This is a genomic window from Vibrio sp. E150_011 (assembly GCF_053544015.1).
The window spans coordinates 230,179-248,020 of sequence record NZ_JBHFOL010000007.1 but is presented as its reverse complement, the minus strand read 5'-3'; the positions used below and the strand labels follow the sequence as shown (position 1 = coordinate 248,020).

The 17,842-nt window shown below is 44.0% G+C and carries 16 protein-coding genes; 6 read left to right on the top strand and 10 right to left on the bottom strand.

Going from position 1 to position 17,842, the window contains the following annotated elements; translation table 11 throughout:
* The first annotated feature begins 42 nt into the window (after positions 1–42).
* A complete protein-coding gene (locus tag ACE1OE_RS13485) occupies positions 43–366 on the top strand; it encodes a c-type cytochrome (RefSeq protein ID WP_372061923.1) in 324 nt (107 codons plus the stop codon).
* A 139-nt stretch (positions 367–505) separates the two neighbouring features.
* On the opposite strand, the gene ACE1OE_RS13480 is transcribed toward ACE1OE_RS13485, so the two are convergent.
* The gene (locus ACE1OE_RS13480) at positions 506–1,801 is read right to left on the bottom strand and encodes a DEAD/DEAH box helicase (RefSeq protein WP_102470268.1); all 1,296 of its coding nucleotides are present in this window, start codon (positions 1,799–1,801) and stop codon (positions 506–508) included.
* A gap of 287 nt (positions 1,802–2,088) precedes the next feature.
* Here ACE1OE_RS13480 and trxC point away from each other — a divergent pair, with 287 nt between their 5' ends.
* The gene (gene trxC / locus ACE1OE_RS13475) at positions 2,089–2,517 is read left to right on the top strand and encodes a thioredoxin TrxC (protein ID WP_372061926.1); all 429 of its coding nucleotides are present in this window, start codon (positions 2,089–2,091) and stop codon (positions 2,515–2,517) included.
* Positions 2,518–2,539: 22 nt separating this feature from the next.
* Here trxC and ACE1OE_RS13470 read toward each other — a convergent pair whose 3' ends face one another.
* On the bottom strand, positions 2,540–3,433 hold the full coding sequence (locus tag ACE1OE_RS13470) for a helix-turn-helix transcriptional regulator (RefSeq protein WP_102470266.1): 894 nt from the start codon (positions 3,431–3,433) through the stop codon (positions 2,540–2,542).
* A 73-nt stretch (positions 3,434–3,506) separates the two neighbouring features.
* Here ACE1OE_RS13470 and ACE1OE_RS13465 point away from each other — a divergent pair, with 73 nt between their 5' ends.
* The gene (locus ACE1OE_RS13465; RefSeq protein WP_102470265.1) at positions 3,507–4,889 is read left to right on the top strand and encodes an MATE family efflux transporter; all 1,383 of its coding nucleotides are present in this window, start codon (positions 3,507–3,509) and stop codon (positions 4,887–4,889) included.
* Between the two features lie 146 nt (positions 4,890–5,035).
* Here the strand turns inward: ACE1OE_RS13465 and ACE1OE_RS13460 are convergent, their stop codons facing one another.
* Entirely contained in the window at positions 5,036–5,923 is an 888-nt protein-coding gene (locus tag ACE1OE_RS13460; protein WP_449211384.1) for a LysR family transcriptional regulator, read from the bottom strand.
* 251 nt (positions 5,924–6,174) lie between these two features.
* Here ACE1OE_RS13460 and ACE1OE_RS13455 point away from each other — a divergent pair, with 251 nt between their 5' ends.
* Entirely contained in the window at positions 6,175–6,543 is a 369-nt protein-coding gene (locus tag ACE1OE_RS13455) for a DUF413 domain-containing protein (protein ID WP_102470263.1), read from the top strand.
* Positions 6,544–6,714: 171 nt separating this feature from the next.
* On the opposite strand, the gene ACE1OE_RS13450 is transcribed toward ACE1OE_RS13455, so the two are convergent.
* The 7 genes from ACE1OE_RS13450 to ACE1OE_RS13420 all read right to left on the bottom strand — a co-directional run bounded on the left by ACE1OE_RS13450 (position 6,715) and on the right by ACE1OE_RS13420 (position 15,550).
* Positions 6,715–7,152: an ATP-dependent zinc protease family protein gene (locus ACE1OE_RS13450; RefSeq protein WP_102470262.1), complete on the bottom strand. Its 438-nt coding sequence runs from the start codon at positions 7,150–7,152 to the stop codon at positions 6,715–6,717.
* A gap of 4 nt (positions 7,153–7,156) precedes the next feature.
* Positions 7,157–8,176 carry a succinylglutamate desuccinylase/aspartoacylase family protein gene (locus tag ACE1OE_RS13445; RefSeq protein ID WP_102470261.1) on the bottom strand — a complete coding sequence of 340 codons (1,020 nt, stop codon included), beginning with the start codon at positions 8,174–8,176 and terminating at the stop codon, positions 7,157–7,159.
* On the bottom strand, positions 8,177–9,082 hold the full coding sequence (gene rimK, locus ACE1OE_RS13440; protein ID WP_102470260.1) for a 30S ribosomal protein S6--L-glutamate ligase: 906 nt from the start codon (positions 9,080–9,082) through the stop codon (positions 8,177–8,179). It lies immediately after the preceding gene.
* A 485-nt stretch (positions 9,083–9,567) separates the two neighbouring features.
* The gene (gene galE, locus ACE1OE_RS13435) at positions 9,568–10,584 is read right to left on the bottom strand and encodes a UDP-glucose 4-epimerase GalE (protein WP_102470259.1); all 1,017 of its coding nucleotides are present in this window, start codon (positions 10,582–10,584) and stop codon (positions 9,568–9,570) included.
* A 189-nt stretch (positions 10,585–10,773) separates the two neighbouring features.
* Positions 10,774–12,186 carry an FAD-dependent oxidoreductase gene (locus ACE1OE_RS13430; protein WP_449211383.1) on the bottom strand — a complete coding sequence of 471 codons (1,413 nt, stop codon included), beginning with the start codon at positions 12,184–12,186 and terminating at the stop codon, positions 10,774–10,776.
* A 252-nt stretch (positions 12,187–12,438) separates the two neighbouring features.
* Positions 12,439–14,871, bottom strand: a complete 2,433-nt coding sequence (locus ACE1OE_RS13425) for an ABC transporter permease (protein ID WP_449211382.1) — start codon at positions 14,869–14,871, stop codon at positions 12,439–12,441.
* Between the two features lies 1 nt (position 14,872).
* Complete coding sequence (locus ACE1OE_RS13420; RefSeq protein ID WP_102470256.1) at positions 14,873–15,550, bottom strand: ABC transporter ATP-binding protein; 678 nt, start codon at positions 15,548–15,550, stop codon at positions 14,873–14,875.
* Here ACE1OE_RS13420 and ACE1OE_RS13415 point away from each other — a divergent pair.
* Positions 15,549–16,163: an arylesterase gene (locus ACE1OE_RS13415; RefSeq protein WP_372061933.1), complete on the top strand. Its 615-nt coding sequence runs from the start codon at positions 15,549–15,551 to the stop codon at positions 16,161–16,163. The two genes, ACE1OE_RS13420 and ACE1OE_RS13415, sit on opposite strands and share 2 nt — an antisense overlap.
* 295 nt (positions 16,164–16,458) lie before the next feature.
* A complete protein-coding gene (gene fabV, locus ACE1OE_RS13410; protein WP_449211381.1) occupies positions 16,459–17,655 on the top strand; it encodes an enoyl-ACP reductase FabV in 1,197 nt (398 codons plus the stop codon).
* The last annotated feature ends 187 nt before the right edge of the window (positions 17,656–17,842 follow it).

Sequence of the window (17,842 nt, the reverse complement as noted above, 5' to 3'; positions counted from 1 at the left end):
CAACCTTTATACTCAAGTTCTACTTCACAATGGACATTGGGTATGCGCATTTATCTCGTCATCACAGCACTCTTACTATCCCTTACCTCATTTACCGCAACCAGTAATGACGCCAGCCGTGCCGAATTGGGCCAACAAAAGTCTCCAAGTTGTGTTTTTTGTCATGTACCTTATGGAAAGCCGACACAGCTCGAATACCCGAACCTAAATGGTCAAGATCCGTTGTATCTATTCAATGCAATGAAGGCTTATAAAGACGGAGAGAGAGTTGGTGCACTCGCTGAAATGATGCAAGCTCAGTTACAAAATTTGAGCGATGAAGACCTAAGAGATGTGGCCGCTTTTTACTCGCAAGCAACCCCTTAAATTTGAATCAGGAAGTGAGTGTATTTAACGAAGATTGGTGTGACTAACAATCTAGTATGTCGCGATTGAGCAGATACTTTACATTGACGATACAGAAGCCTAGAGGGACGTCTCTGTATCGTCAATAATGAAAGCGTGATTAACCGCGCTTTTTCCCACGTCCTGAATGAACTTTTAGTTTTGCTTTCATTCGGCGCTTTTCTGAAGAACGGCTACGACCTTTCATTGGCTTGTCCGTTTCAATCTCGCTTAACGGGCGCGGCTCGAATCCAGCTAACCATTCTTGCGGTAAACGCTCATCAAGTAATCTTTCGATGGCTTCCAGCAAATATTGTTCTTCATGGCTCATCAACGATACCGCTAAACCGACTTGCCCTGCTCGTCCAGTACGGCCGATGCGGTGAATGTAATCTTCGGCTTTATAAGGTAAGTCAAAGTTCACCACTTGCTCAAGTTGTTGGATATCAAGACCACGTGCCGCAACGTCTGTTGCAATCAATGCCCTAACCTGACCCGTTTTAAAGTCATCGAGTGCTTTTTGGCGTGCGCCTTGGCTTTTATCACCGTTGATTGAAACGGCTTTAATACCATCAAGCTTGAGTTCTTTCGCTAGTGCATCACTGCCTTGCTTGGTTTTGGTGAAAACCAGAACTTGTCGCCAGTTTTTGGAACCAATCAGATACGCAAGCAATTCGTGCTTACGAGTTTTATCGACTGGATAAACCATTTGCTTGACGGTATCGGCAGTCGAATTCTCTGGTGATACCTGAACTTCAACAGGCGACATCATAATACGGTGAGCAAGGGTTTTAATACGCTGTTCAAATGTGGCTGAAAACATCAGTGTCTGACGATTTCGCGGCATACGCTTTAGGATACGATTGAGATCGGGCATGAAACCCATGTCTAGCATTCGATCGGCTTCATCAAGCACCAAATACTCACACTCAGCTAAAGTAATATTACGAACGTGTTGGTGATCCAGCAAACGGCCTGGTGTTGCGATCAAAATATCCGCGCCACCTCTCAAGTTCTTCGTTTGTACACCCATACTTGTGCCACCGTAAGCAACCACCACTTTAATACCGGTCGCTTGTGCAAGTGGCACTAAATGATCAAAGACTTGTTGAGCAAGCTCTCGAGTTGGCGTCAAAATCAATGAACGAATCGCATTCAGTGCGCGTGGCTCGCGTGCGGGCTTATCCATTAGCTTTTGGATTAATGGAATACCAAAGCCTGCCGTTTTACCCGTCCCTGTTTGCGCCCCTGCCAATACGTCTTTACCCGCTAGAACATGAGGAATCGCTTGTGCTTGAATTGGTGTTGGCGAATGGTAACCCAAGCTGTCTAAGTTATTATTGATCGTCTCGCTCAATTTAAATTGAGCAAAGCTCAACGCTTGGTTTTGTGCGGAAGTTTTATTGATTTCTGACATAAATTCGCCAACAGGAAAATTAAAGGGACGCGAGTGTAACAGAAAGCCTTAAAGAACCCTATACAGCAAGGTTAATAGACGAAAAATATTCGTCGCGATGCAATTAAGATTAGCACCATACCAACAACGTTGTTCAGTATACTCAGGCGACTTAAGCAACCTAAGCAACCACCGCATTTATTCATTCACGACTTCTCTGTTAGTATGGTTGGTAGTTAGGCTAAGCTCAAAGAAGCTGAATAAATACAAAGCCTGCTGATTTTAATTCACCGTTATTAGGAAAGCTCATGTCAACAATCAATACCCGCTGCCCATCATGTAAAGGCCTCAACCGCATCCCGTCAGAACGTATCGTCGAATCACCAAACTGTGGTCGTTGTAAAGCGCCATTATTAGATGGTGCCCCCGTTGAAGGTACCGCTGACAACTTCGATACCATTTTAAATAGCACTCAGCCTGTCGTGGTCGATTTTTGGGCGTCGTGGTGTAACCCGTGCGTCGGTTTTGCGCCTGTGTTTGAACAAACTGCCGCTGAGAAAAAAGGCGTCGCTCGTTTTGTAAAAATAGATACCGAGGCGCAGCAACAACTCGCCGCTCGCTACCAAATAAGAAGCATCCCATGCATCATGGTGTTCAAAAACGGCGAGCGTGTTGACCAATTAAATGGCGCGCTTCCAAAATCACAATTTGAACAATGGCTTAATCCGTTTCTCTGATCCACTAGATAGCCATATTCGTTCAATTATTACCGATTGCCTTCTTTCTAAACGCAGACGGCGAACAGCCGATGTGTTTAGAGAAGCGATGGGTAAAATTGAACGGGTCTTTGTAACCCAAGCGCTCCGCAATCATACCGATCGTCCAATCATTATTTCGAAGTAGATCACAGGCCTTTTCCATTCTTAGGTTAATCAGCCTACTTCTTGGAGACACACCGTAAAGCTGCTTACAAAGCCGTGCAAGTTGAACCTCGCTCAAGAACGTACGTTCGGCCATACTTTGCACCGTCCACGGTAAATGCAGCTGGCTTTCTATCAAATTGAACAACGCTTGGACTCGCACCGTTGAATCCGAGGTCGGAGACTCAAACCCGGTAATCAAACGACAAACCTCGCTCACTAATAACTTTCGGTAGCTAGAACGATGCCCAATATCGTGATAAAGCAAAGTCATCAACGCCCACATTCGCTCACAATCATGAAATGGCACGACCTTTTGCCCCAGATCAGCGACGGGCTTCCAACGTGACGTGGCTTTAGGCAAAAACCATATCATTCGCCAGTATTTATATTGAGGATTAAGTTCAAATCGAAATGGCTGATGGGCGGGTAGCACGACGATGGAGTAAGGCTCGATCGCCTCTACCTTAGTTTCCGTGGTTAATATGCCTCCTCCTTCAATCGTGAAAAGTAGGGTGTGAACGTCCACTCCTCGGCGCTCGACATGGTAACCATCGACTAAATTTGCCATGCCCGCCATGAATATCTGTTCCGATTTAAATTCAGGAATATCATTTTCTGATAAGAACCGCTCTTCACACTCATTTGACAAGTACACCTCATCTTCCCAAGTCGATTTGGTGTTAAATTGTTCGATGATAGATTTGCACAGGTTTTGTTTATTTTTAAACATGGCGATACTCAGTTGTTTTCCTTATATTACACGCAAAATTTATGATAGCCATCACACTTAATCAGGAGCAGCTATGACCACCAACACCCACCCTATGTCATCGAAGAATGCTACTCAAAACCAAATGTTATCGACGGTCGTTAAGCTTGGTTTTCCTGTCGCGATTCAAAGTGCTCTCGTGGCTATTTTGGCGATGGCTGACGTTTTGATGGTCAGCGATTTTGGCCATGAGGCAACGGCAGCTGTCGGTATTGCCTCAAAATGGCATTTTGTTGCTATCATGATCATGGCTGGAATGGCCTCCGCTAATGGCGTTCTTGTTGCTCAATATTGGGGGCGCAATGACAAGCGTTCAGCCAAAACCATAACACAATTAGCCATGATTTTTGGTGCCAAACTTCTCATCCCCGTGACGTTAATAATCACGCTGTTTTCTAGCTTTATTATGATGCTTCAAACCAGCGACAGCGCGGTAATCGAACTTGGCTCAACCTATTTATGGTACGCATTTCCTGTTTTGATTCTGACACATGTCGTCATTATGGCTGAATCTGCCATGCGCTCATCAGGTGACGCTGTCACGCCGCTATTATTAGGGGCAGTGACAATTGTTGTGAATATTTCACTGAATTTTTGGCTAATAAAGGGAGGCTTTGGCGTACCTCCAATGGGGGTTGCGGGAGCCGCGTTAGCAACCACAATATCTCGACTACTGCAGGTCGGTCTAATCTGGGGTTTCCTCCATTACCGTAAACATTGGCTACTTAATGTTGAAAAACTCGAGTCTCACACTCGTCTTTGGGAGTCTTATAAAAAGCTTGCAGTGCCGACCACGATGAACGCGATCTTATGGGCAATGGGCACACTCATGTACCAGGTGATCTTTGGCCACATGGGCACAACTGAACTTGCGGTGTTTAGTATGATTGGTCCGTTTGAATCGCTATGCTACTCATTATTTTTTGGTATTTCGGTGGCATGCTCCATCCTACTTGGTCAATCTTTAGGCAGAGATGAATTTGAACATGCTTTCAAGATGTCTAAATTCTTTATTAAAGCGGTTTTTGTTTTTGGTATTTTAACCGGCGGCTTGTTATTACTCGGGCGAGAAACCGTCTTGGCGTGGTTGAACCTTACCGATGCTGAACTTTACCCTTTAGCGGCCCCTGTGATGGTCGTGATGTGCTGTGCGATTTGGCTACGCATGCTGAACCTTATTATTATTAACGGTATCTTACGAGCCGGTGGCGATAATCGATTCTGTTTACGCATGGACTTTATCGCCATGTGGATGGTTGGCCTACCATTAACCGCAATAGGCGCGTTCATCTTTGGGTTTGAGTTTCAGGTCGTTTACGCCTGTATGCTCATGGAAGAGGTCGTTAAGTTTTGTTTGTGCTTCCACCGTTATCTTAAGCGGTATTGGATGAACAACTTAACGGTTGCCACCGCATAAGCGCAAGGTTATAGACATAACGACGCTTGGTATTTGATTAACAAATGCAAACGACAAACGCCACCTTTCGGTGGCGTTTGTCGTTTTACTGTTTGTTATTACGCTGTTTGTCATTCACTTTGCACCAAAAGCCAAGCGCGTAATTGTTATTCTGGGGATTCACTCGCTTGTTGCATTAAGAATGAAGGCGATGGTTCAATGGTATTAATAAGCGTCTCGACTTGCAGTATCGCGTCAATCGCGGTGCTGTTTTTACGATAACTAATGAACAACGGGATAGACCACGCCTCCGAATCCGTCGCTACGTAGAGCTGTTCAGATTCAATAAACGGTTCGACCAATGTCAGCGGCAGATAAGCACACCCGCCCTTCTCTAAAATGAAATCTAACGCGATACGACCAGTCGATGTCCTCAGATAAGGCGCTGGTATGTTAGGGTGTCTAACCGCGTGTTCAAAGCTAAATTGTGTCCCCCAATCGACATACACATACTTATCGTTAAACGCATCATCGACAGGACGTTTCTTGGTTGATACCAATACAAGCGATAGCTCAGAAATTTGATGGCTTTTGAATTCTTCCAATTTGAATGGATCGAATGAAAACGCCAGATCGAGCGTTCGTTCGAGTAGCTTTCGGTTAAGTTGCTCACGCCCTTGCGACTCAGCAACAAAACCATAGCCGCTCAATGAATCCGTTACAACACTCAAACAATTTTGTAGGTAGGCATCCCAGATATTGGGCGTTCCGCCAATCGTAAGCTGCAAGGCTTTATTGCTCTCTAACGAAAGATCGAAGGTCGCCTGCTTTAATGTCGAAACCATCACTTCAGCGTAGCCAACCAAACGTTCTCCAGCAGACGTCAACTGAATGTTGTTTCTGTGGCGAGTGAACAGCCGAGTATCAAAGAATTCTTCCAGCTGTTTTATTCGTGCGCTCACAGCAGCTTGAGTGATGTACAAATTCTCAGACGCGCGCCCAAAATGCTTTTCCTTTGCGACTTCAAGGAAAGTTTGAAATACCTTTACATCCATAATCAATTCTCAAACCAATTTAAGTAACTGAGCTTCTCTTTAATTCACTCAACATTCTATCTAATTGCACAACTTTAAGCATAAATAATTTTTATTATTTCGACAAAAACAATTCGCTTTATTTCGCCTCTATTTCGCTCTATTTTCAGCCTTGAAACAATACTGGATTCATGGGTCTCTAACGTTACGACGATTGACAATGAACCCCTTTAGCCATCTTGCTCTAACCTATATTTTTCATTGAGAACGCTATGACTGATACTCAATTTCGCCACGGAAAAAAACGTTTTTATGACGCCGCAAAATTCCCTCGTGGTTTTGCTAAGTCCGGTGATTTTACCCTTCTGGAAGAAGACATTTTGGTGACCTATGGTGAAACCATGCTAGCCCTTGAGCTCAGCGCAATATCACCAGAAAACGTTGATGAAAAACATTTTTTGAAAGTCATCGATAACCCAAGCAAAGCTAAAACTAAACTTGAGCATACCTGGCTTAAGTATGTGAGATTAGCGCGCGGTAGAAAAGCGTTCCACACCCTCAATAGCAAGTCAAAATTTCGTGAACCATCGAAAGATTACGATTACGATATGGAAAATGACAGCGTATTAGAACCAGCATAATTGTTATTTATTCTTCCTAGTCAAAGCAGAATGTTCATTCATTCTGCTTTTTTTGTTCGCATTCCTGCATTAAAAAAAACCGTCTTTCGACGGTTTCTAAATAGAACGTAGTATGAAAACACTAGGGACATGAATGATGGCAATAACACCCAACTACGATTTGATTGGCACCTAGTCAATAAGAAACGCTCTGCTTGGGTCTACGTAGACTTTCTCATTCATGGCTTCGCGGCCCAATAACATCATGTAAGACATGTCTTGACGATTTGTGAGTGTCACTTCAATTGGCCATTCTCTGTCACCTAAACGAAACAAGGTACTAATAACGCACCGCTGCTCAATATCACCATTGGAAGACTTAATTCGTCTGGAATCGACAACTAACGATTCACAATGAACGATTTGCTCCAAATGATAGATATCAGGATGTAAGTCGTATTGCACGTATAGCCTACCGTCTCGTTTTGTACGAGTTAGATTGTCCACATGCAGGGATGACGTTTTCGCTCCAGTATCAATGCGAACCTCTAAGTCAGTGATACCCAGCTCAGGCAGGCTACACAACTCTAGGTTGCCAATAATCATACGGTCGTTATAAGTGTTAGGCATAAATTTAAATGCTCGGTTCTACGGGAACAATCGAATCTTGCATGATTTCGATGTGTTCAAATACCTCTTCTGCGCAATCTCCAAAATACGCGATGTGATACATTGCTTCGCCTTCTTGAACAAGCGGGATGTTTTGCTTACCAATAATAATTCCCGCTCGATTGGAGATAACTTGACTGATGTTATTACCCAGAGGGCCATTAATATCAGCGAGTACCTCTCCTTTTTCTATTTTAGCACCCAGCGCGACATACTCCTTCACAAACCCACTCGCGTCAGCTCGGGTCCAGTCACTGCGGTTAGCAACAAATGGTTCAGTGTTGGCGGCTTTCACTCGCTTTCGAATCATACCCAATGCTTTAAGTACGCGAATAACACCTTTAACACCGGTCTGAATAGACAGCTCATCAAATCGCAGTGCCTCACCCGCCTCATAAAGCAAAACACGCGCACCTTTGTTCACAGCAGCTTCACGCAGTGAGCCATCACGAATGTTCGCATTCAACAGCACTGGTACTGCAAACGCTTCAGCGAGCATTTTGGTTTCAGGGTCATCCAAGTTGGCACGAATTTGCGGTAAATTAGAACGATGAATCGCGCCCGTATGCAAATCCACACCGTAATCACAATGCGCAACAATACTGTTTAAAAACGTATACGCTAATCGCCCTGCTAATGAGCCTTTTTTAGACCCTGGAAAGCAGCGATTAAGGTCACGTCTATCTGGCATATAACGGCTTTGGTTTAATACGCCGTAAACATTCACCATTGGAACAAGAATCAGCGTCCCATTTTGTAATTTCAAATTTTCCGCGATCAGTCGGCTAATAATTTCAATACCGTTGAGCTCGTCGCCATGTACGGCTGCACTGACAAATACAGTCGGTCCTTCTTTTTTAGAGCGAATAACTTGAATCGGTATCGACACCTCGGCATCGGTATACAATTTAGCCACCGGAATATCGATCTCTTTGCGTTCTCCAGGGCGTATTTCTACTCCCGCTATCACCAACTCTTTTGTCATTTATCCACGTCCTATGGTTTTGTTTCTGTTAGGTTTTGCATTTTTTTCTATGAATTCAAAAATCAAATCACCGACATCTTTGCCTGTTGCTTTCTCAATGCCTTCCAGACCCGGAGAAGAGTTCACTTCCATCACCACTGGTCCATTTTTAGATTGCAGAATATCGACACCACAAAGATTCAAGCCCATTGCTTTGGCTGCATTGACCGCCGTCGCGCGCTCTTCTTTACTCAACTTCACCAACTGAGCACTTCCGCCACGATGAAGGTTTGATCGGAACTCACCTTCCGCTGCTTGGCGTTTCATTGCCGCGATAACCTTGCCACCGACAACAAAGCAACGAATGTCAGCGCCATTGGCCTCTTCAATAAACTCTTGCACCAAAATATTAGCTTTGAGCCCCATGAATGCTTCAATAACGCTCTCTGCTGCTTTATTAGTTTCAGCTAAAACGACTCCGATGCCTTGGGTTCCTTCTAAGAGCTTTATGACCAGCGGTGCCCCGCCTACGTTTTTAATGAGATCCTGAATCTTGTCAGGTTTGCTTGCAAACCCGGTTCTAGGCAAACCAATGCCTTTACGAGACAGCAACTGAAGGGAACGTAATTTGTCACGAGAGCGGCTTATTGCTACCGATTCATTGACACAAAATGTTCCCATCATCTCAAACTGGCGAACAACCGCGGTACCGTAAAACGTAATAGACGACCCGATTCTCGGAATAACAGCGTCGTATTGCGGCAGTTCCTCACCCATGTAACGAACTTTCGAGTTACTACTCGTAATATCCATATAGCAATGCAGGGTATCAATGATATCCACTTGGTGTCCCCTCGCTTCACCTGCTTCTTTTAGGCGACGAGTTGAGTACAAGTTTTCGTTGCGAGATAGAATCGCAATGCGCATGGCAGTATCCTCTTAGATATTTAAGTTTGTTTTTTTGAGTGTGAAACACCGGTATACGAATGACCGGAAAGAGGGTGCACCTTAAGAGTTTAACCGTTAAAAATAAAACGATAATTTTTGTCCTTTACGACAAAATATTTTTGTTGTTAGCAGATATTACAGACACAAAAAAACCGGCATAAGCCGGTTTTAGTTCGATAATTCATTCACTTAAAAGTATTTGTAACAAAAAGGTGTGAGTGATGTTATTTTTTTGCCATTTCTTTTTTTACCATTACCGCTGAGGTAACGACAAAAGCGACGATGAGCGCTAGCTCCATGGTATTCCCCTAAATATTCAAAAGAAATTTTGCACTTATTATTAAGTGACAAATTGATTTTATCAAAAAAATAACAACATGCCACTTTTTAATCGCTTAACAACGGGATTCAGATCAAAAAAAGGCGCATTAAGCGCCTTTTTTTGTCAATTCTGTTTTAACGAGTCATTTGTTTGGATATCCCGTTGGATTAAGCGATTGCCACTTCCACCCATCTGAAGACATATCGGTTAGCGTCCTAGTGGCCTTCCAGCCCAAATCTCGATTAGCTTTACTTGGATCAGCCCAACATTCAGCAATATCACCAGGTCGACGATCTACTATCTTATAAGGTACATCCTTACCTGAGGCTGCACTAAACGCTTCTACCATTTCAAGCACGCTATAACCATTCCCCGTACCTAAATTGTAGATATGTAAACCTTGATTCTTATCCAACGTCTTCAACGCGGCAATGTGCCCATCCGCTAGATCCATAACATGGATGTAATCACGCACGCCTGTCCCATCCTTTGTCGGATAGTCATTACCAAAGACCGATAAAAATTCACGTCGCCCTACTGCCACCTGAGATACAAAAGGCATGAGATTATTAGGAATGCCCTGTGGGTCTTCTCCCATTTCACCGCTTGGGTGAGAGCCAACTGGATTAAAATAGCGCAGTAACGTAATCGTCCAATCAGGATTGGCTTTCTGAAAATCAGTTAAACACTCTTCAACCATGAGTTTGCTGCGCCCATAAGGGTTAGTCGCACTGATTGGGAATTCTTCAGTGATAGGAACGGAGGCAGGATCCCCATACACGGTTGCGGATGAACTGAACACTAAGTGCTTAACGTCGGCATCGCGCATCGCATCCACAAGCACCAACGTGCCGTTAACGTTGTTATCATAATATTCAAGCGGCTTTTCGACAGACTCACCAACGGCTTTCAAACCCGCAAAATGAATCACTGCGTCAATCTTGTATTGTGTCAACGCATCCAACAACGCTTGCTTATTTCTCACATCGCCTTCAACAAACGTTGGACGAGAGCCTGAAACACGCTCTATACGGTCTAATACCGCCACTTTACTGTTATAAAGATTATCGAAGATAATCGGTGTCATACCTGCACCGATTAGTTGTACACACGTGTGGCTACCAATATAGCCTGCTCCGCCTGTTACTAGGATATTCATTTTGCCAACTCCTTGTTTTTATTAGCGGTGATTATAATGATTTCCATAACAAATACGACCTTTTGACTATGCTTCTATTCGTACCGTTACCTATACTTATATAAACACTGTCACCTATGTTTATACCCGTACCATTGCCTATGTATTTACGGCCTTTTCCCCCTAATCAACAGAAGTCATCATTGATAATCAATATGCCTTTGCCAATGATTCAGGGTATCCACGTGATACTGCCAATTCACGCGCTTTTCGCTCGACAATGTTAAGTTCAAAATCATTTGTCAGAAAAACGTCACCCCGTAACGTTGTATTAAACCATTGCGCTGCAATTTTCTTTCCCGCTTGTAGAGCAGATGACGCTTTTACTATCTCTAGTCTAGCGTAACATTCACCTTCGAAGCTCACATCTGCCGTTCTTAAACTTGGATCTGTTCCTGGAATTTGTTGCGCCCCAAACAATGGCTTGCCCGCAGGCGTTGCGTTAATAAACGAAGGGACATATTGACTAAGGTGCGAGATAGCACTCAACGAACGCTGATTTTGCATATCAAACGACCAACCATTATCCACTTTATTCATCAGATATTGAGGGAGACAAGGCTGCGCACTGTTTTCAGACGAATGCACTAACCCATCTTCAAACAAGGTAATGTCACTCGTCATGCCGTGCAGCTGAAAATAACCATCTGGATAAGGCGTCAATTGAGCCATCCCTTGTGGTGTACCTCGTTGACCGTGGAATATCACTTCTGGCCATTTCTCATGAGAAGACGCTTGCCAATGCGTGATATAGGCTGCTTTAAACTCAACCATACGCTGACGTGAATAATTCAGTTGGTCGTCAATCAAACCGGTTCTAAAACCGCAGGCATTAATGAGATAATCGAACTCACCACATGAAGAATCGCCGTATTCAATTGACACCCCCTGCTCAAGCGATGTCACCCGCTCTACGTTGACACCTGTACAGACGGTTAAATTGGGTAGCAACTCAGCAGCGAGTTCAATGGTTGCTGCGACTCGAAACAAACTCAGACCGTACTCTTGTACGACGTAGACTGGGTATTTTAACTTATTGAGGTCAGTATTTTTTGCAAACGGAATGAGCCATTCATCAACGCTCGTTGGCTTTGAAACACTTTCTGCTAATGCCAATGTCTCTAAATCGGACCGCTCTACGCAACGATAATAGTCTTCGGGCTGACCTAATACTTCATTATTAGGATCGAGTTCCACCAGTGTTTTATACGTATTCTTTAGCAACTCTAGTCTGGGTAAGAGAGCGTCGGGAATACCTTGATCATTTTTTGGTACTGCAATGACGGTAGGACGTCGATTGATAGTCTGCGGAAAGAACCGGACGAAGGCTATTGATTGTTCCAGCAAATCGATACAGTGCTGGTGTGAGAGCTCTCTATATAAGTTGCCTCCAGCATGAAGGTGGCAGATCGGTGGACCACTCACTAAGGTAACGTTTTTCTCAAATAACGTTACCTCAACGCCTTGCTTGGCTAAGTAAAGTGCGACGGTAGCACCCGCAACACCTCCCCCAATAATGGCAACACTTTTACCGCTGGCTGCCTGAGCATAAACTGAGTTCATCGTTTAGTTTTTATCGTTATATAGAATGGTTATTTTACCGTGATAAAGCATTAAAAAAAATCACATTTTTAGTGATGTTTTTCTTGACATAAATTTACTGAATAACTGTTGAAAACACATTACACGTTGATGAATTCACGCCATCGTCGATACATCAATGGTTATGGTTTTATGTCACTATTCTTACTATTGAGTTATCCAAGACTTTATCCACCGTTTTTGTGGATAACTCAATAATACTGAATTTAAACGTTATGATATGCCATTATTATTTGGACTAAGCATCTGTCTAATCAACGAAAACAAAACTGCAGCTAAAGTAATAAAAGCAATAACAGGCACAGCAACCCAAGTGGAAAAGTGCCAGTTCCATGGAAGTTCAAAACCAAGTTTCATAATTAAGCCGACGACAATTTCGGCACCCAACGTCGCCACGAGGCCCGCGATCAAAGCCATAATGCCATACTCGGCCCAAATGGTTCGAACAATACGCTGCCGGCTAGCCCCTAGGGTTCGATATAGACGCAGTTCATCTCGCCGTTGCGCCAAGCTAAGTCGTAGCAACGTGAAGATAAGCAACACCCCTGCTAAGACACCTAGAGCCGCGAGGACTGTAATAGACCAAACTATCTGAGACAACAGTGATTGGATCTTGTCACCCATTAAACGAATATCCATTAAACTGACCGTGGAATATTGTCGTGATAATGAGGAAACTAACTCATTGTCTTTGTCTTCGATTCTAAAACTCACTAACCAAGCGCTAGGAATGTTTTCCATTACATCCGGAGTGAAAATAAAATAGAAGTTAGGTTTCATGTCACGCCACTCCACAAAACGAATGGAGTTAACGGTCGCAGACACACTTTGACCATTGATGGTGAAGCCTAACTCATCACCAATGTTGATGTTTAGGTTTTCCGCTACTTGCTGCTCAACAGATACTCCGCCAACGGATGTCCATTGTCCTTCAAGGACATCATTATAATCTGGTAGTGCAGACGCATAGGTAAAATTGAGCTCTCGACTCAATGCATCCGTTTCTACATCGCCCTTTTTCTGGGAGAGTTCTGCATCTTGACCATTTATCAAGGTGAGACGCCCACGCGTAATTGGAAACGCTTGCGAGCGTTGTACCGAGTGGCTATCCAATACCTCTAAATAAGGTTCTATCTCATGCTCAGCAATGTTGAGCGCAAACGCATTAGGGGCGTCTGCTGGGAGCGTCCGTTGCCAGTCACTCAATAAATCCGTTCTGACCAACCAAATCGTGGTCAACAGCATTAATGACAAACCTAGCGCGCCATACTGAACCGCAGTATGCCTTTTACTCCGATTAATTCGGCTTACGGCAAGTTTCAGCGAAACGGGTAACGTGACCCTACTTAGTAACAACGTAAATACAACACTGACGCCGCCTAATAACAAGAACAACCCAGCAATACCTGCCAGTAAAATCCATATCAAGGTGTTATTTTGGTAAACCACCACGAGTGGTATTAGTGGTACGGCAATGAGAAGGTAAATCCAACCTCCTCGCTTCTCGTCGACACTTTGCAAGACCTCAACCGAGGAAACCGACACTAGCTTGTACAATGGGATACCCAACGCTGGGATCCCGATAAGTAAGCTTGACGTAATGGCAATAATTGCCGGCATTGCACCATAGCTTGGGAGTGGACTTGGAAGTAAGTCTGTTAACGGGATTCGCAACAAGTACTCCAATCCCACACCAAGTACGATACCGACAACAATAGCCATCGTCACTAACAGTAATGCCTGTATGGTTAGCCAACGGATCACCCAGCGCTTGCTTGCTCCAAGGCTTTTCAGCATCGCTACCGTTTTTCTGCGGCTTTGCACGTAGTTCTGACACGTCAATACTAAGGTCGTCGCCGCCATAATGATGATGATCGCAACCGTTAGGGACAAGTATTGTGTCGTTCTTTCAAAGATATCGTTGCTGCGGCTTGCTGAGTCTTGATCTCGCCATCGATCGCTCGGGGATAACGCAATGTCCGTTTTCAGACCTTGTATCGCATCATCGTCTCCGGCAAGGTAAACCCTGAATTGGACTCGACTTCCCAACTGGACGGCACCGGTTTCATCAACCGAGTCTTGATGGATGTACGCCGTAGGCATTTGTTGAAATGGGTTAAAACTGATTCCCGGCTCTTCGACAATAACGCCGCTCACCGTTAAATCTGCATCTCCCACAGTAACCACGTCCCCTTCCACAACGTTAAGTTGCTCGGCAATACGCTCATCAAGCCAAAGCTCACCAGGAGCAACATGATGCTGTTGGTGATTTTTTGATGCTAACGTTAATGACCCGCGCAAAGGGAAGGCGTCGTCGACGGCTTTTACCGTAATAAGTTGCATTCCAACATCACTAAATGACATGGTTGCAAATCGCGTGTAGTACGAGGCTTCAAGACCAGATTGTTTAATTAAGGTGAGATTGTCGTCCAAGATTGGATTCGCAGATATATAAATAGTATCCGCAGACAACGCATCTTTACCTTGTTTAACAATCACCTGCTCCATACGTTCTGCCAGTGCCGCCAAACCGAAAATACAGGCAATGATCATAGTTAAAGATAATGCGATCGGCCACAACTGCCCTTGCCTTATCTCATCAACGCTCCACAGCAGTAATCGCTTGTTCACTGATTCACCAGCCATATTAGCGTTCCTCTTTCAATTGTCCGGCATCCATTAAGAAAACACGGTCGCAACGTTTGGCGAGAGAGAGATCGTGAGTCACAAGTACTAGGGTCGTACCATGTTCTTTGTTCAGATTAAAAAGCAGCTCGACAATTTTATGCGCCGTGTTTTGGTCTAGGTTTCCTGTCGGTTCATCAGCAAAGAGGATCTTAGGGCTGGTCATAAATGCTCGTGCGATGGCAACACGTTGCTGTTCTCCGCCCGATAACTGAGAAGGAAGGTGATCTAATCGGTGCCCTAATCCAACGGATTCAAGTAAAAATTTCGCTTTGTCCACATCCTCACTTTCGCCTCTTAATAAGCATGGCAGTGTGACATTTCCAAGTGCGCTCAAACTTGGGATCAGCAAAAAGCTTTGAAAAACAAAACCAAGGTGTTCACTCCGTAACGAGGCACGCGCTTCGTCATCGAGATCTGATATCTTTTTACCCAGTAACTCAATGGACCCAGAGCTCGGCACATCTAACCCAGCCAACAATGTCATCAGCGTTGACTTACCGGCGCCCGACGTACCAACAATCGCGATGGACTCGCCGGCATCAATAGAAAGATTTACGCCTTCAAGGATTGTTAATTGTTCGGTTTTCGTAGACACTACTTTCGATACCGATTTGGCTTTTATTATGGAAGAACTCATGATTTGGCAACGTTCCTTTTTTGTTTTAATTCTTATATCCCTAGCATCGTTTCATGCTAAAGCGACCTCAATACTGATTCTTGGTGACAGTCTCAGTGCCGGTTACAACATGAAAGCAGAGCAAAGTTGGCCGACATTACTCCCTGATTTGCTATCCACTTCAGAGCAACCTGTTGTGGTTATCAATGGCAGTGTATCCGGGGACACCACGGGCAATGGCTTAGCAAAAATGTCTGGCTTACTGGAAGAGCATCAGCCCGACTATGTACTCATTGAACTTGGCGCTAACGATGGATTAAGAGGTTTTCAACCTAATATCGTTAAGAACAATTTACACCAGCTCATCACAATGAGTAAGGATGCTGGTGCCAAGGTTATGCTAATGCAGATTCGCATTCCACCTAATTATGGAAAAAGGTATGCAAAAATGTTTGAAGCTATCTACCCCGATCTCGCAGAAGAAACGTCTACGCCCTTAATCCCATTTTTCCTAGAACAAGTCATCACAAAACCTGAATGGATGATGGAAGACGGTCTTCACCCAAAAGCGGTTGCTCAGCCTTTTATCGCTGAAACAATAGCGAACGAGCTTCGCCCCTACTTGGCATTATAAATCGCCAGAACCACAATTAAACACGTGCTTTCGGAAACTGAAAACCAAAGCACGTTAGCTGATCGTCTGGTATTGATTCAAAGTTCGTACCCTTACTGCGCATTTCTCTTTTCTCTTTTCTCTTTTCTCTTTTCTCTTTTCTCTTTTCTCTTTTCTCACGAAAACATGACACATTCTGTTGCCTTTATTATCAAATTTTTAGCCACATAGTGTGTTTTTAATGGTCTAGCTCAATGTTGATAATAACTTGTTACGTTACTCTGTGTCCTGTCATCGTCTTAGAAGGTTGTAATCAATGGTAATTGAACCGGTTATTCGCGGTGTTGTTGCTCGCTCATCGCATCCAGAAGGGTGCAAAAAGGCGGTCGATAACCAAATAGAATACGTCAAATCAGCTACACCGATCAAAAATGGCCCTAAACGAGTCCTCATACTTGGCGCCTCTTCTGGGTTTGGCCTTGCTGCACGAATCGCGTTAACATTTGGTGGCGCAGAAGCCGATACGATCGGCGTATCATTTGAACATGGCCCTTCTGAAAAGGGTGTGGGTTCTGCTGGCTGGTACAATAATATTCACTTCAAACGTCGTGCTCAGCAGTCAGGTAGACAAGCCATCAATATTATTGGTGATGCATACTCAACCGAGACTCGTGAGCAAGTAATTGAAGCGATTGAAACCTATTTTGAAGGCGAAGTTGATCTCATCATTTATAGCCTCGCCTCTGGCCGTCGTACCAAAGAAAACGGTGAATTTTGGCGTTCTGCTATTAAGCCGATTGGTGAAAGTGTATCTGGCGGTATCATTAATCTTGAAACTGAACAATGGGAAAACACGACGCTCGAGCCTGCTAGTGATGAAGAGATCGAAGGCACTCTAAAAGTCATGGGCGGTCAAGATTGGGGCAATTGGATTGATACGCTCATCAACTCTGACTCTATCGCTGATGGGTGTAAAACTATCGCATTTTCATATATAGGTCCTGAAGTCACCCATCAGATCTATCTAGACGGCACATTAGGCCGTGCAAAAGTCGATTTGCACCAAACCAGCCATGCATTAAACCTGGAGCTATCTCCATTTAATGGCAATGCCTACGCTGCGGTCTGCAAGGCGCTAGTCACAAAAGCAAGTGTCTTTATCCCAGGTTTAACACCCTACTTGCTCGCGCTATATAAAACCATGAAAGAACAAGGTAACCACGAAGGTTGTATTGAACAAATGCAACGCTTGTTTGCTACCAAGCTCTACAACCAATCAAGTATTCCCGTCGACGGTGAGCGCTTGTTGAGAATGGACGACTATGAGCTTAATCCAAACACTCAAGCACGTGTAGCCGAGCTTTTAAATCAAATGGATGAAACTAACTTTAGAACCATCGGCGATTTTGATGGTTTCCAACAAGAATTCCTGAACCTTAATGGATTCGCGCTCGAAGGGGTCGACTACTCTAAAAAGACTGATTTAGAGCAGCTTAAAAAACTCAAACCTTAGTTTAGCTTTTCATCTTTAATCATTCTCACTACTGAGACGTGATGTACATTAAAAGGCTTTCCCTTTCTTTAGGGAGAGCCTTTTTTTATTAACGTCTGCGGATTACATATACTTTAATCATTATTTGGACACACCGAGGGTCTGGGTCTTAGACAAGGTGTATATTCCACAGGATGTGGTGAATAAC

Coding starts and splice junctions, on each gene's coding strand:
- ACE1OE_RS13485 (WP_372061923.1), top strand. CDS start 43: ATGCGCATTTATCTCGTCATCACAGCACTCTTACTATCCCTTACCTCA.
- ACE1OE_RS13480 (WP_102470268.1), bottom strand. CDS start 1,801: ATGTCAGAAATCAATAAAACTTCCGCACAAAACCAAGCGTTGAGCTTT.
- trxC (WP_372061926.1), top strand. CDS start 2,089: ATGTCAACAATCAATACCCGCTGCCCATCATGTAAAGGCCTCAACCGC.
- ACE1OE_RS13470 (WP_102470266.1), bottom strand. CDS start 3,433: ATGTTTAAAAATAAACAAAACCTGTGCAAATCTATCATCGAACAATTT.
- ACE1OE_RS13465 (WP_102470265.1), top strand. CDS start 3,507: ATGACCACCAACACCCACCCTATGTCATCGAAGAATGCTACTCAAAAC.
- ACE1OE_RS13460 (WP_449211384.1), bottom strand. CDS start 5,923: ATGGATGTAAAGGTATTTCAAACTTTCCTTGAAGTCGCAAAGGAAAAG.
- ACE1OE_RS13455 (WP_102470263.1), top strand. CDS start 6,175: ATGACTGATACTCAATTTCGCCACGGAAAAAAACGTTTTTATGACGCC.
- ACE1OE_RS13450 (WP_102470262.1), bottom strand. CDS start 7,152: ATGCCTAACACTTATAACGACCGTATGATTATTGGCAACCTAGAGTTG.
- ACE1OE_RS13445 (WP_102470261.1), bottom strand. CDS start 8,176: ATGACAAAAGAGTTGGTGATAGCGGGAGTAGAAATACGCCCTGGAGAA.
- rimK (WP_102470260.1), bottom strand. CDS start 9,082: ATGCGCATTGCGATTCTATCTCGCAACGAAAACTTGTACTCAACTCGT.
- galE (WP_102470259.1), bottom strand. CDS start 10,584: ATGAATATCCTAGTAACAGGCGGAGCAGGCTATATTGGTAGCCACACG.
- ACE1OE_RS13430 (WP_449211383.1), bottom strand. CDS start 12,186: ATGAACTCAGTTTATGCTCAGGCAGCCAGCGGTAAAAGTGTTGCCATT.
- ACE1OE_RS13425 (WP_449211382.1), bottom strand. CDS start 14,871: ATGGCTGGTGAATCAGTGAACAAGCGATTACTGCTGTGGAGCGTTGAT.
- ACE1OE_RS13415 (WP_372061933.1), top strand. CDS start 15,549: ATGATTTGGCAACGTTCCTTTTTTGTTTTAATTCTTATATCCCTAGCA.
- ACE1OE_RS13420 (WP_102470256.1), bottom strand. CDS start 15,550: ATGAGTTCTTCCATAATAAAAGCCAAATCGGTATCGAAAGTAGTGTCT.
- fabV (WP_449211381.1), top strand. CDS start 16,459: ATGGTAATTGAACCGGTTATTCGCGGTGTTGTTGCTCGCTCATCGCAT.